Here is a 13015-nt window from a genome sequence, read left to right on the forward strand (position 1 = left end):
GTACCGCCACGGACCTCCCGACCCGGGACGTGCCGGACGGCAGGCGCGGTGCGGTCCGGCCGCGAGCCTCCCGTCCGCCGCTCGGTCAGTCCGCGGACGGCCGCATGTCGTAGGTGACCCACGGGGTCGCCGCGGCGACGCGGTCGTAGACCGCCCGCGCGGTCGCGTTGTCCTCGGCGGTGATCCAGCGGACGACGCTCGCGCCCTCGGCAGCGGCGGTGGCCGCCGCCTCGTGCAGCAGTGCCGTCGCGACGCCGCGCCCCCGGGCGTCGGGAGCCGTGAACAGGTCGTCGAGGTACAGGCCGGTCGTCGCCGACGACGGGCGGGCGAACCGTCGGAGGTCGGCGAGCCCGAGCAGGTGGCCGTCGGCGTCCTCGGCGACCAGGCCGGTCAGCCCGTGTGCACCCGTCGACACCCACTGCCAGGTGGTCCGGACGGCCTCGGTGTCCTCCGGCAGTCGGTAGAACGCGCGGTAGCCGGCGTACAGGGCCTGCCACGCAGCGGCGTCCGTCGACCGCACCGGACGGATGCGCACGACCGCGGCGCGCGCTCGGGACCGGATGTCCGTGATCACGGCGGTCTTCGCGTCGGCGTAGGCGTTCGTGTCGTCCCACGACCGCTCCATCAGCGCACGCTTGGTGTCCTCGTACCGCTGCCGGTCGGTGTCGTCGCGGCGGAGCTGGTCGCGGAGCAGCAGGTAGTCGTCGAGCTCGGCAGCGCCGTGCTCGTACACGTGCACGTGCGCGTCGCGCTCGGGCGTGCGGACGAGGCGGTGCCCGGGCTCGCGTACCCGGAGCTCGTAGCCGGCGCCGAGCAGCGGGGTGAGGTACGCGGCCTCGTCGGTGACGTCCGGCACGGCGACCGCGACGTCGACGATCGGCTTCGCGGCGAGTCCCGGCACGGACGTCGAGCCGATGTGCTCGATCGTGACGTGCTGGCCGTCCAGGGCGTGGGCGATCCGTGCACGGTGCTCCTCGTAGCGGGCGGACCAGGCGGGATCGTGGTCCTGGAGCCCGACGGTCAGCGGTTCGGGGCCGCCGACGATGTCCACCTCGGTGACGTCGGGGTGCGCGTGCGCACCGGTGCGGATCCAGTGGTGGAGCAGGGTGTGCCCGTCCGGGTCGACCACGCTGCGCTCGTACCGGCCGCCGGCGTGCTCGATGACCCGGCGGGACGCGGGGTTCGTCGCGTCGCACGTCAGCATGACCTCGGGCAGCCCGCGCTCGGCAGCCGCGCGGACGACCTCGGCGAGCGCCGCGGACGCCAGGCCCCGGCCCCGGGCGGAGGGCCGGACGCCGTACCCGACGTGCCCGCCGTACGAGCGGAGGAAGTCGTTGAGCTCGTGCCGCAGCGCGATGCTGCCGAGGTACTCGTCGCCCTCGACGATCCAGCGGTAGGTGCACGTCACGTGGTCGGGGCTGGCCGGGGTCGTCTCCTCGGCCAGGAGCTGGTCGACCCAGCGCTCGAAGCCCGCTCGGTCCTGCAGCGCCGCGGCGTCCCGGATCCCGGCGCCGTCCTGGTGGGCACCGTCCCACTCCTGCAGGGCGCGGCGGAAGGACGGGTAGTACTCGGGGGAGGGGGCGACGAGTTCCATCCCGAGATCCTAGGGGTGCTCACGTCCGGCGTGCGCAACGGCAGGCCTGCTCGCGTCAGGCCTGCTGGCGTCAGGCCTGCTCGCGTCAGCGGTAGCGGTAGAACCCCTCACCCGACTCGACGCCGTACTTGCCCTGGTCGAGGTACTCCGACTGCAGGTACGCCGCCCAGGCCTGCGCGCCGGGCTCGGGGGATGCGCTCGCGACCGCGTGCGCGGTGCGGAGCCCGATGACGTCGTACATGCGGAACGGCCCGACCGGGCTGCCGGTCCCGATCTGCCAGGTGGTGTCGATCGTGGCGGGGTCGGCCACCCCGCGGAGCACCAGGCCCGCGGCGGCGTCGAGGAGCGGCACGAGCAGGGAGTTGAGCACGTAGCCCGGCTGCTCCTTGTGCAGGCGGATCGGGACCATGCCGATCTCCTCGGCGAACGTCGCGACGCGCTCGAACACCTCGGGGTCGGTCTGCTCGGTCCCCATCACCTCGGCGGTGTTCTGCCGCCAGACGTGGTTGGCGAAGTGCAGCGCGAGGAAGCGGTCAGGGCGGCCGGTCGCGTCCGCGATCGCGCTCGGCAGCAGGGTCGACGAGTTCGTCGCGAAGACGGTCTCCGCCGGCGCCACCTCGGCGAGCCGGCCGTAGACCTCGCGCTTGGTCTCGAGTCGCTCGGGGACCGCCTCGACGACGAGCTCGGCCCCACCGACGGCCCGGGCGAGGTCGGTGTCGAAGGTGATCCGCGCGACGGCGGCGCCGGCGTCCGGTCGGGCGTCCTGCCCGACGTCGCCGAGGTACTGCTCGACGATGCCCGCGAGTCGCTCACGACCGGCGGCGACCGCGTCCTCGCTGATGTCGTACACGACGACGGGGATGCCGTGTCGGGCGGTCTGCAGGGCGATCTGGGTGCCGAGGACGCCGGCGCCGAGCACGGTGACGGAGCTGAAGGTGGTCATGGTGCCCAGTGTGCTCCCGACCCGTGGGAGTGCGCGGGCGAGCGCCTGACCCGACGCGGGCGCCTAGGCCCGCGGCGGCGGTGCCGTGCTCGCCCGTTCGACCAGGCGCACCGGCACGAGGTCGGTCGACGTGCGGACGGGGGTGCCCTCGATCTGCGCCAGCAGCGTCGCGACCGCCCGCCGCCCGACCTCGTCGAAGGACTGGTGCACGGTGGTCAACGGCGGCCAGAACGACTCCGACTCGGGGAAGTCGTCGAAGCCGACCACGCTGAGGCTCTCCGGCACCGATCGACCGGCCTCGTGCGCCGCCCGGAGGACCCCGAGCGCGGTCTGGTCGTTCACCGCGAAGACGGCGGTGATCTCGGGCCGCGCCGCGATCTCCTGCCCGGCGCGGTGCCCGTCGGCCGTCGACCACCCTGCGGGGAGGACCCGGGGGACCCTGCGGCCCGCGTGCTCGAGCGTCTCGCGCCACGCGACGAGGCGGCGTTCCGCGGAGTACGAGGCGGTGGGTCCGGCGACGTGCCAGACGGTCTCGTGCCCGAGGTCGAGCAGGTGCTGCGTGGCGAGCCGTGCGCCCTCGGCCTGGTCGATGTCGATGGAGGGCCGGTCGGTCGTGCCCGCGGAGTCGACGACCACGAGCGGGACACCGCTCGGCAGCACGACCTCGGCGGTGTCGATGATGTGCGACTCGATGACGATCACGACGCCGTCGACCGCCTGCTCGTGCAGCCGGGAGAGCGCGGTGCGGACGCCCTCGCCGGTACGCGACGCCATGGGCAGCAGGGTGATGGTGAAGTCCGCGGCGGCCGCAGCGGCCGAGATGGCCTCGAGCGTGCGCATGTTGCCGAACGACGCGAGCGTGAACATGATCACGCCGATGGTCCGGAAGCGCCCGGACCGCAGCGCACGAGCCGCACGGTTCGGCCGGTAGCCGAGGTCGTCCATGGCGCGCTGGACCCGGTCCCGGGTGTCCGGGCTGACGTTGTCGAAGCCACGGGCAACGCGCGACACGGTCTGCATCGAGACACCGGCGGCGTCGGCCACGGCGGCCAGCGACGGCGCACGGCGCGGTGCGGTCAGATCGGTCGACAACGCTGTTCCCTCCGTTCGACTTCCCCGAACGCTAGTGCATGTTGACGTTGCCATGCTACGGTGACGTCGTTCGATGTTGACGTCAACATCGACGTCCTCCGGATCCGCGCCAGCGCAGGCAGGGCACGACCCGTGGGCACCGTCGGGTGCCCGGTCCGGAACCCGAACGCAGCAGACAAGGGAGTCACATGAGCACGCTCGCAGCGCGCCCGGCCGAGGCGGCACCGCCGGCGCGGCCGACCGCTCGCCGCCCGAAGGTCCGGGGGCGGTACACCGGCTGGCTGTTCGTCGGCCCCTTCGTCGTCGTCCTCGTGGCGATGCTCATCGTGCCGATCGGCTACGCGCTCTGGCTCAGCCTGTTCCGCGACCAGCTCATCGGCGGCAACCAGTTCGTGTGGTTCGCCAACTACGTGCAGCTGTTCCAGGACGCCCAGTTCTGGGAGGGCCTCGGTCGCGTGGCACTCTTCCTGGTCGTGCAGGTCCCGATCATGCTCGGCCTCGCGCTCGTGGCGGCCCTCGCGCTCGACAGCGCACGGCTCTGGGGCACCGGGTTCTTCCGCATCGCCGTGTTCCTGCCGTACGCCGTGCCCGGCGTGGTCGCCGCCCTCATCTGGGGCTTCATCTACGGCAACCAGTTCGGTCTCACCGGCGCCGCGAACAGCGCGCTCGGCATCGACCTGCTCCAGCCGTTCAGCCCGACCTGGGTCCTCACGTCGATCGGCAACGTGGTCACGTGGGAGTTCCTCGGCTACAACATGCTGATCTTCTACGCCGCCCTGCGCGTCGTGCCCGGTGAGCTCTACGAGGCTGCCGAGCTCGACGGCGCCGGCCCGCTGCGCACCGTCTTCTCGATCAAGCTGCCCGCCCTGCGCGGCCCGATGGTCATCGCGACGATCTTCTCGATCATCGGCAGCTTCCAGCTCTTCAACGAGCCGAACCTGCTGAAGACGCTCGCGCCGAACGTCATCGGCAGCGCCTTCACCCCGAACATGTACGCCTACTCGCTGTCCTTCAGTGGCCAGCAGTTCAACTACTCCGCCACCGTCGCCATCGTCATGGGTGTCATCACCGCCGTGATCGCCTACGTCGTCCAGGTCCGCGGAACCCGCCAGGAGAACCGATGAGCACCCTGCAGCAGCCCGCCGCCGGCGCGACCAGCCCGGCCACGGTCACCGAGGCGACCACCACCCAGCGCGACCCGGGGGACCGGGCGACCCGCGCCTCCCGGTCGCGCCGCGCCGGCAAGCCGGTCGACGGACGCAAGGTGAAGCGCTCCGGTCTCCTGACCGCCGTGATGGTCGTCTTCGTCGTCTACTCGTTCGCACCGCTGTTCTACCTGCTGGTGAACAGCACCAAGACCCAGGCGTCCCTGCTGTCGACGTTCGGCCTGTGGTTCGGCGGCGACTTCAACCTCTGGCAGAACATCGTCGACACCCTGACCTACAACGACGGCATCTTCCTGCAGTGGCTCGGCAACACGCTGCTGTACGTGGTCGTCGGTGCCGGTGGCGCGACCCTGCTCGCCACGGTCGCCGGCTACGGCATGGCGAAGTTCCAGTTCCCCGGCCGTCGCGCGGTCTTCGCCGTCGTCCTCGGGGCGATCGCCGTCCCCGGCACCGCCCTCGCCGTCCCGACCTTCCTGCTCTTCTCGCAGTTCGGCCTGACGAACACCCCCTGGGCGATCATCCTGCCGTCGCTCATCAGCCCGTTCGGCATGTACCTCATCTGGACCTACGCGATCGACGCGATCCCGACCGAGCTCATCGAGGCCGCCCGCATGGACGGCGCCGGCGAGTTCCGGATCTTCTTCACCATCGCGCTGAAGCTCCTCACGCCCGGTGTCGTCACCGTCCTGCTCTTCGCGGTCGTCGCCACCTGGAACAACTACTTCCTGCCGCTCATCATGCTGAGCGACCCGAAGTGGTACCCGCTCACGGTCGGCCTCAACCAGTGGAACGCCCAGGCCACCGGCTCCGGCGCGCAGCCGATCTACAACCTCGTCGTCACCGGATCGCTCCTCACGATCATCCCGATCGTGGTCGCGTTCCTCTTCCTCCAGCGCTTCTGGCAGTCCGGCCTCGCGGCCGGTTCCGTCAAGGCCTGACCCACCGGACGGGAGGCGCGCCGGCAGCCCGCCACGCGCCTCCCGACCGGGACACAGCAGCACCACCCCAGCCCCAGATCACGAAGAAGTGGAAGGCAACCCATGAACAAGCGTCTCCGGCGCGGGCTCAGCGCCCTCGCCATCGGCGTCACCGCCGCCATCGCGATGACCGCCTGCGCCTCCGGCAGCTCCGCCGGCGGCTCGGCGGACGACATCGACAAGGCCCTCAAGGACGGCGGCACGCTGACCTACTGGTCCTGGACCCCCTCGGCCAAGGACCAGGTCGCCGCGTTCGAGAAGCAGTACCCGAAGGTCAAGGTCAAGCTGGTCAACGCCGGCACCGGAGCCGACCAGTACACGAAGCTGCAGAACACGATCAAGGCCGGCTCGGGTGCTCCCGACGTCGCGCAGGTCGAGTACTACGCGCTGCCGCAGTTCGCCCTGTCCGACTCGCTCGTCGACCTGTCGTCGTACGGCTTCGGCGACCTCGAGAGCAAGTTCTCGAAGGGCACCTGGAGCAACGTCGCCATGGACGGCAAGGTCTACGGCCTGCCCCAGGACTCCGGCCCCATGGCGCTGTTCTACAACAAGAAGGTCTTCGACGAGTACGGCATCGAGGTGCCGAAGACGTGGGACGAGTACATCGCCGCCGGCAAGAAGCTGCACGAGGCGGACTCGTCGAAGTACATCGCGGCGGACTCCGGCGACGCCGGCTTCACCACGAGCATGATCGCCCAGGCCGGTGGCACCCCGTTCACGACCGACGGCGACAAGATCACCATCGACCTGCACGACGCCGGCACGCAGAAGTGGGCGAAGACCTGGGACCAGCTCGTCGAGCAGGGCCTGCTGTCGAAGACCACCGGCTGGACCGACGACTGGTACAAGCAGCTCGGCAACGGCCAGATCGCCACGATGGTCACCGGCGCCTGGATGCCCGGCAACCTGATGGCCAGCGTGCCGGACGCGAAGGGTGACTGGCGCGTCGCCCCGATGCCGACCTACGACGGCGGCCAGGCCCAGACCGCCAGCAACGGCGGCAGCTCGCAGGTCGTCATGAAGCAGTCGAAGAACCCGGCCCTCGCCGCCGGCTTCCTGAAGTGGCTGAACTCGTCGGAGGAGTCCACGAAGGTCTTCATGCAGTCCGGCGGCTTCCCGTCGACGACCGCTGACCTGAACTCGAGCTCGTTCCTGGACGAGAAGCCCGAGTACTTCGGTGGCCAGCAGATCAACAAGGTCCTCGTCGACGCCTCGAAGTCCTCGGCGAACGACTTCACCTACCTGCCGTACCAGGTCTACGCGAACAGCGTCTACGCCGACACCGTGGGGCAGTCATACCAGAACGGCACCTCGCTCGAGGGCGGTCTGGAGGCCTGGCAGAAGGCACTCGTGAAGTACGGCAAGGACCAGGGCTTCACGGTCGAGAGCAAGTAACACCCGCGTTCCCCACACCCCGGGGCCGTGCGGACACCACGTCCGCACGGCCCCGTCGTACGAGAGAGACACACCATGCGCTTCGCCATCGGCGACTCCGACTTCCTGCTCGACGGCGAGCCGCACCGGGTCCTGTCCGGCGCGATCCACTACTTCCGCGTGCACCCGGACCTCTGGCAGGACCGGATCCGCAAGGCGAAGCTGATGGGCCTCAACACCATCGAGACCTACGTCGCCTGGAACGCCCACGCGCCGCGTCCCGGTGTGTTCGACCTGACCGGCGGCCTCGACCTGGGCCGGTTCCTCGACCTGGTCGCCGCCGAGGGCATGCACGCCATCGTCCGTCCCGGGCCCTACATCTGCGCCGAGTGGTCGAACGGCGGCCTGCCCTACTGGCTCTTCGCCGACGGCACCGTCGGCGTCCGCCGGAACGAGCCGGGCTTCCTCGCCGCCGTGCAGGAGTACCTCGAGCACCTCGCGCCGGTGCTCGTTCCGCGCCAGATCGACCAGGGCGGCCCGATCGTGCTCGTGCAGGTCGAGAACGAGTACGGCGCCTACGGCTCGGACGCGTCCTACCTGAGGGCGCTCGAGGAGATGCACCGGGCCATCGGTCTGACCGTCCCGTTCACGAGCGTCGACCAGCCGATGGACTCGATGCTCGAGGACGGCTCGTTGCCCTCGCTGCACAAGACCGGCTCGTTCGGGTCCCGCTCCACGGAGCGTCTCGCGCGCCTCCGCCAGGCGCAGCCGACCGGCCCGCTCATGTGCTCCGAGTTCTGGGACGGCTGGTTCGACAGCTGGGGCGAGCACCACCACACCACCCCGGCGTCCGCGTCGGCGTCGGACCTCGACGACCTGCTCGCCGCCGGCGGCTCCGTCAACATCTACATGTTCCACGGCGGCTCGAACTTCGGCTTCACCAACGGCGCGAACGACAAGGGCGTGTACCGGCCGATTGCGACGTCCTACGACTACGACGCCCCGCTCGACGAGGCCGGTCGCCCGACGGCGAAGTTCCACGCGTTCCGCGCGGTCATCGAGCGCTACGCACCCGTCCCGCCGCTGCCCGAGTCGATGCGGGAGGGTGGGTCGGGCCGCCTTGAATCGTATGATCGTTCGAGCGGCCGGGAGGCGCGGGTCACCCCCGCCACGGACCTCGCGGTCCGCCTGGACCGCGTCGCGTCGCTCCGCTCCCTGCTGCCCACGCTCACCGACTGGTCGACGCACGACGAGCCGCCGACCTTCGACGCCCTCGGCGCCGCGAGCGGCTTCGTGCTGTACCGCACCGAGGTCGACCTGCCGGACGGCGGCGTCCTGACCGTCGGCACCGAGGTCCGCGACCGTGCGGTCGTCTCGGTGGACGGGGTCGTCGTCGGCGTCCTCGAGCGCGAGCACCACGACCGGGCGATCGCGCTCCCGCCGGTCACCGGCACGCTCGAGCTCCTCGTCGAGGACCAGGGGCGCGTCGACTACGGCCCCCGCATCGGCGAGCCGAAGGGCCTGATCGGCGGCGTGGCCGTCGACGGTGTGCCGCTCGCCCGGTGGTCGGCGTCACCGCTCGCGCTCGACCCGATCGCACCGGCGGCCGTCGACCAGCTCGCGGCGCTGGCACCCAACGACGGTGACGTGCTGGCCGGGCCCGTGCTCGCCGCCGGGTCGTTCGACCTGACGTCCACCGAGGACCGCTACCTGTCGCTCGACGGCTTCCGCAAGGGTGTCGCCTGGGTGAACGGGTTCTGCCTCGGGCGGTACTGGTCGCGCGGGCCGCAGCAGACGCTGGCCGTGCCGGGGCCGGTGCTCCGTGCCGGTCGGAACGAGGTCGTCGTGTTCGAGCTGCACGCCTCGGCGTCCCGCACGGTCTGCATGCTGCTCGAGCCCGACCTGGGACACACCGAGGCCTGACGCGGGCGCGTCTCCGGGCGCCGGGCACTCCCGGGCGTACCTGGTGAGAACGGGCGTACCTGGTCGGACGAATCGACCAGGTACGCCCGTTCTCGCTTCCCATCGCGAGTGTTCTGGGAAGGATCGGGCGGACTCAGGCGTCCGCTCAGTGGCGCACCCGGAGCAGCCCTTCGCGTCGCCAGCGCCAGAGCGGAGCGAACCTCGTGCCGTCGTCCTGCCACGCCTGGGTCAGGAGCCAGATCTGCCGCCGACGCACGACGCCGCGCTCGTCCCGCCACTCGACGAAGCCGTCGTCGAGAACGGTGTCGATCCCGGCCCGCGGCGCGGACCACGACAGCAGGAAGCCGACGTACTCGAGTCGGTCCTCGGTCAGGCGGACGGCGACGCGGGGGAGCCGGACCGACACGACCGTCCCGAGAGCGACGACGGCAGCACCGAGCACGAAGCAGAAGACGCGGGCCGAGGCATCCGGGTCGGTCGCGATCGATGCCAGGACGATCCCGGTACCGACCACGACGGGGCCGAACACCACGGCTGTGAGGACCCGGTCCGGACGAGGCGGCCGGATCAGGATCGTCACTGTGCGTCTTCGTCGAGGGCGTCGAGGGCGTCGAGGGCGTCGAGGGCGCCGAGGTCGGCCAGGGCGCGCTCGGCGTCGGCGATCCGGTCGGCTTCGGGGCGGGTCCACCACTCGGGGCCGCGCTCGCCGAGCCCGTGCTTCGCCAGGCCGTTCCGGTGCCGGGCGGCGGCGAGGGCGTCCTCGTCGCCGGCGCGCTTCGCCTGCCGCACGGCGTTGCGCCCGCGGCCGAGGTGCGAGCGGAGTGCCGCGGCGACCTCCTCGGGCAACGCGGGGTCGGTGCGACGCCACCGGCGGCCGTCGACGACGAAGAAGTGGTCGTCGGGCTCGGCGGTCATGCTCCCGAGTCTGCACCGTCGGTGGTCGGCGGTAGACAGGTGCCGATGACGGAACCACGCGTGCGACCCATGCTCGACGTCAAGCGGATCTACGCCGAGGATGCTGCCCTCGAGCTCCCGCGCGGGCAGGAGGTCCTCGGGCGCTGGCCGGACGCCGAGATCGTGCCGGTCGCCTCGCACTGGAACATCCCCGAGGTCCACGGCGACGAGCGCAACGTGCAGCGCTGGGTCCGGATCAAGACCGAGGCGCTCGTGCTCGGCGTGAAGAAGTCGCTCGTCACCCGGCCGAACGGGCGCTCCGCCGACTTCATCGCCCCGTCGACGGCGAACGGGTGCGCGATGGCGTGCGCCTACTGCTACGTGCCGCGGCGCAAGGGGTACTCGAACCCGGTGACGGTGTTCGCGAACATCGAGCAGATCACGAAGCACGTGGCGCGCAACATCGCGAAGCAGGGGCCGAAGACCGAGCCGAACCAGTGCGACCCGGACGCCTGGGTCTACGACATCGGCGAGAACAGCGACTGCTCGGTCGACGCGGTGATCAGCGACAACGTGCGCGACCTCTGCGACCTCTTCCGGATGACGCCCACCGCGAAGGCGTCCTTCGCGACGAAGTACGTCAACCGCGAGCTGCTCGACTGGGACCCGATGGGCCGCACGCGCATCCGGTTCTCGCTCATGCCGCACGAGACCGCGAAGGTCACCGACATCCGCACGAGCCCGATCGCCGCGCGGATCGCCGCGGTCAACGACTTCGTGGACGCCGGGTACGAGGTGCACCTCAACTTCTCGCCCGTGATCCTGACGCCGACGTGGGAGTCGGACTGGGCCGAGCTGCTGCGCCAGGTCGACGACGTGCTGTCCCCCGCGGCCAAGGCGCAGCTCGCGGCCGAGGTGATCTTCCTGACGCACAACCAGCCCCTGCACGAGGTCAACCTCGGCTGGCACCCGAAGGCCGAGGACCTGCTCTGGCGTCCCGACCTGCAGGAGCAGAAGGTGTCGCAGAACGGTGCGGTCAACGTGCGCTACCGGTCGGGCATGAAGGGGCAGCTCGTCGAGCGGTTCCGTGAGCTGGTGGCGGAACACCTGCCGTCCTGCCGCATCCGGTACGCCTTCTAGGCACCTCGCCCCGGAACGACGAACGCCCGCACCGCTCGAGCGGTACGGGCGTCAGAGCGCGAGGCTCACTTGCCGTCGAACGCGTCCTTGGCCTTCTCCTTGTCGAGGCGACCCTCTCCCATGACCTGGTCCTTCTGGCCCTGGTGCGTGAGCTCGGCGTCGTCGGTCTTCTTGCCGACGGCCTCCTCGACCTTGCCGGCGACCTTCTGGGTGACGTCCTTGGCCTTGTCTCCGAGCGACATGGTGTCTTCCTTCCTCCGGGAACCGCCGAGGGCTCCCGGCGTCTGTGGAACCGAGACAACCAGGGCGTCGGCGCCGACTCGCGGCCCGGTCGGAGGTTCGTGTACCCCGACCGGGTCGGCCGGGGTACGCCTACGGGACGAGCCGCTCGGCGCGGTAGCGGTCGAACAGGTCGGTGAAGGCCCGCTCGGTCCGGCGGAAGGCGGTGAAGCCCGCCTCGCGGCTCTTGCCCATGTCGGTCACGACCTCCATCGCCCGGCCGAGGTCGGCGTCGGTGTGCCACCACGAGGCCAGCCGGGTGATGTCCGACTCGACCAGTCCGTACCGCTCGGCGATGCCGGCCCATGCACCCTCGTGCGGAGCCATCTGTTCCTCGAGCGGTCGAGGACGGTCCTGGTAGCCGACGACCCGATCCGGGTCGACGCCGAGGTGTGCGGCGAGACGCGGCCACATCCACCGCCACCGGAACACGTCACCGTTCACGACGTTGAACGGCTCGTCCGCACCCTCGGGGCTGGTGGCTGCCCAGACCATGTGCTCGGCGAGGATGCCGGCGTCGGTCATGTCGGTCAGCCCGTTCCACTGCGCCTCGCTGCCCGGGAACACGAAGTCCAGGCCGAGCTCCTTCGCGAGGGTGGCCTGCACGGCGATGGTCAGGCCCATGTTCATGGCGTTGCCGACGGCGTACCCGATGACGGTGTGCGAGCGGTGCACCGACCACGTGAACCCCTGGCGCTCGGCTGCGGCGAAGAGCTCGTCCTCCTGCGCGTAGTAGAAGTTCGGGGTGTCGAGCCGCGGCTCCTCCTCGTGGAAGGGCGTGTCCGGCATCTCGCCCGCCGCGTACGCCTCGAACGGGCCGAGGTAGTGCTTCAGCCCGGTCACCAGGGCGACGTGGGCGAGCGGCGCGTGGGACAGCGCGGCGAGCAGGTCGCGGACCATGCCGCCGTTCACGCGGATGTTCTCGGCCTCGGTGTCCTGGCGCTGCCACGCGGTGAAGAACACGTGCGTGGGCCGCTCGTCGGCGAGGGCCGCCGTCAGCGAGTCCGGGTCGCGGAGGTCGGCGGCGACGGTCCGGACACCGTCGCGCGCGAGCGGGCGGCGGGAGAGTGCGGTCACGTCCCACCCGAGACCGAGCAGGTGGTCGACGAGGGCGGAGCCGGTGATGCCGCTGGCACCCACGACGAGGGCTTCGGGGCGGGCGGGGGTCGGTTCTGTGGTGGTCGTCATCGTCGGGTGCAACGCGCGCCGACGACGGGTGTTCCCTACCGGGGGCGTCGGATCCGGATCGGACCCTTCGCCGTGGACGGGTCGACCACGCTGCCGTGCTGGGTGATCTCGACCTCACCCCGCGCGACCATGCGACGTGCTGCCCGTCGGGCGGGCTCCATCAGGGGGCGCCAGTCGTCGGGCTCGAGGGACCGCGCGACCTCGGACGGGCAGATGCTCGACGTCCGTGCGCGGGCGGCGAGCAGCTCGTCGATCCGCTGCTCCAGGGCACGGTCGGTGGCGTCGACGCCGTGCTTCCGGCACGCAGCCGAGCACCACTTCGCGTCGGGGGAGGCGGACGACGGCATCCGCCGACCGCACGACGCGCAGGTCCGTTCCGCGTGCGCCTCCTGCGATGCCGATGCGTCCGCAGCGGTCCTGATCGCTCGTCCCATGCGCACCATCC

13 protein-coding genes are annotated in these 13015 nt (G+C 71.1%); 5 read left to right on the forward strand and 8 right to left on the reverse strand.

Annotation, left to right across the window (positions count from 1 at the left end; all coding sequences use genetic code 11):
* Positions 1-85: 85 nt before the first annotated feature.
* The 3 genes from JOD95_RS14470 to JOD95_RS14480 all read right to left on the reverse strand — a co-directional run bounded on the left by JOD95_RS14470 (position 86) and on the right by JOD95_RS14480 (position 3629).
* Entirely contained in the window at positions 86-1594 is a 1509-nt protein-coding gene (locus tag JOD95_RS14470) for a GNAT family N-acetyltransferase (RefSeq protein WP_209685684.1), read from the reverse strand.
* A gap of 85 nt (positions 1595-1679) precedes the next feature.
* Positions 1680-2537, reverse strand: a complete 858-nt coding sequence (locus JOD95_RS14475; RefSeq protein ID WP_209685686.1) for a 3-hydroxyacyl-CoA dehydrogenase — start codon at positions 2535-2537, stop codon at positions 1680-1682.
* 63 nt (positions 2538-2600) lie between these two features.
* Positions 2601-3629 carry a LacI family DNA-binding transcriptional regulator gene (locus JOD95_RS14480; protein ID WP_066655683.1) on the reverse strand — a complete coding sequence of 343 codons (1029 nt, stop codon included), beginning with the start codon at positions 3627-3629 and terminating at the stop codon, positions 2601-2603.
* A 188-nt stretch (positions 3630-3817) separates the two neighbouring features.
* On the opposite strand from JOD95_RS14480, the gene JOD95_RS14485 reads away from it, so the two are divergent.
* From JOD95_RS14485 to JOD95_RS14500, 4 genes are all read left to right on the forward strand, one after another.
* Positions 3818-4753: a carbohydrate ABC transporter permease gene (locus JOD95_RS14485; RefSeq protein WP_066655681.1), complete on the forward strand. Its 936-nt coding sequence runs from the start codon at positions 3818-3820 to the stop codon at positions 4751-4753.
* On the forward strand, positions 4750-5733 hold the full coding sequence (locus JOD95_RS14490; RefSeq protein WP_066655680.1) for a carbohydrate ABC transporter permease: 984 nt from the start codon (positions 4750-4752) through the stop codon (positions 5731-5733). Before JOD95_RS14485 ends, JOD95_RS14490 begins: the two co-directional genes overlap by 4 nt.
* 102 nt (positions 5734-5835) lie before the next feature.
* Positions 5836-7167, forward strand: a complete 1332-nt coding sequence (locus JOD95_RS14495; protein ID WP_209685688.1) for a sugar ABC transporter substrate-binding protein — start codon at positions 5836-5838, stop codon at positions 7165-7167.
* Between the two features lie 75 nt (positions 7168-7242).
* Positions 7243-9069: a beta-galactosidase family protein gene (locus tag JOD95_RS14500; protein ID WP_209685690.1), complete on the forward strand. Its 1827-nt coding sequence runs from the start codon at positions 7243-7245 to the stop codon at positions 9067-9069.
* A 145-nt stretch (positions 9070-9214) separates the two neighbouring features.
* Here the strand turns inward: JOD95_RS14500 and JOD95_RS14505 are convergent, their stop codons facing one another.
* Positions 9215-9649, reverse strand: a complete 435-nt coding sequence (locus JOD95_RS14505; protein WP_209685692.1) for a hypothetical protein — start codon at positions 9647-9649, stop codon at positions 9215-9217.
* Positions 9646-9984 (reverse strand): biopolymer transporter Tol, encoded by a 339-nt coding sequence (locus JOD95_RS14510; protein ID WP_209685694.1) that lies wholly within the window; start codon positions 9982-9984, stop codon positions 9646-9648. The genes JOD95_RS14505 and JOD95_RS14510 overlap by 4 nt, the downstream gene beginning before the upstream one ends.
* A 45-nt stretch (positions 9985-10029) precedes the next feature.
* On the opposite strand from JOD95_RS14510, the gene JOD95_RS14515 reads away from it, so the two are divergent.
* On the forward strand, positions 10030-11103 hold the full coding sequence (locus JOD95_RS14515; protein WP_245172420.1) for a spore photoproduct lyase family protein: 1074 nt from the start codon (positions 10030-10032) through the stop codon (positions 11101-11103).
* 65 nt (positions 11104-11168) lie between these two features.
* Here the strand turns inward: JOD95_RS14515 and JOD95_RS14520 are convergent, their stop codons facing one another.
* From JOD95_RS14520 to JOD95_RS14530, 3 genes are all read right to left on the reverse strand, one after another.
* A complete protein-coding gene (locus JOD95_RS14520) occupies positions 11169-11345 on the reverse strand; it encodes a CsbD family protein (RefSeq protein ID WP_126891475.1) in 177 nt (58 codons plus the stop codon).
* A gap of 130 nt (positions 11346-11475) precedes the next feature.
* Positions 11476-12570, reverse strand: a complete 1095-nt coding sequence (locus JOD95_RS14525; RefSeq protein ID WP_209685696.1) for an SDR family oxidoreductase — start codon at positions 12568-12570, stop codon at positions 11476-11478.
* A gap of 35 nt (positions 12571-12605) precedes the next feature.
* Positions 12606-13004, reverse strand: coding sequence for a DUF3253 domain-containing protein (locus JOD95_RS14530; RefSeq protein ID WP_066658549.1), 399 nt, complete (start codon positions 13002-13004; stop codon positions 12606-12608).
* Positions 13005-13015 lie beyond the last annotated feature (11 nt).

The sequence above is a fragment of the Curtobacterium sp. 1310 genome, from assembly GCF_017834105.1.
Taxonomy (GTDB): Bacteria; Actinomycetota; Actinomycetes; order Actinomycetales; family Microbacteriaceae; genus Curtobacterium.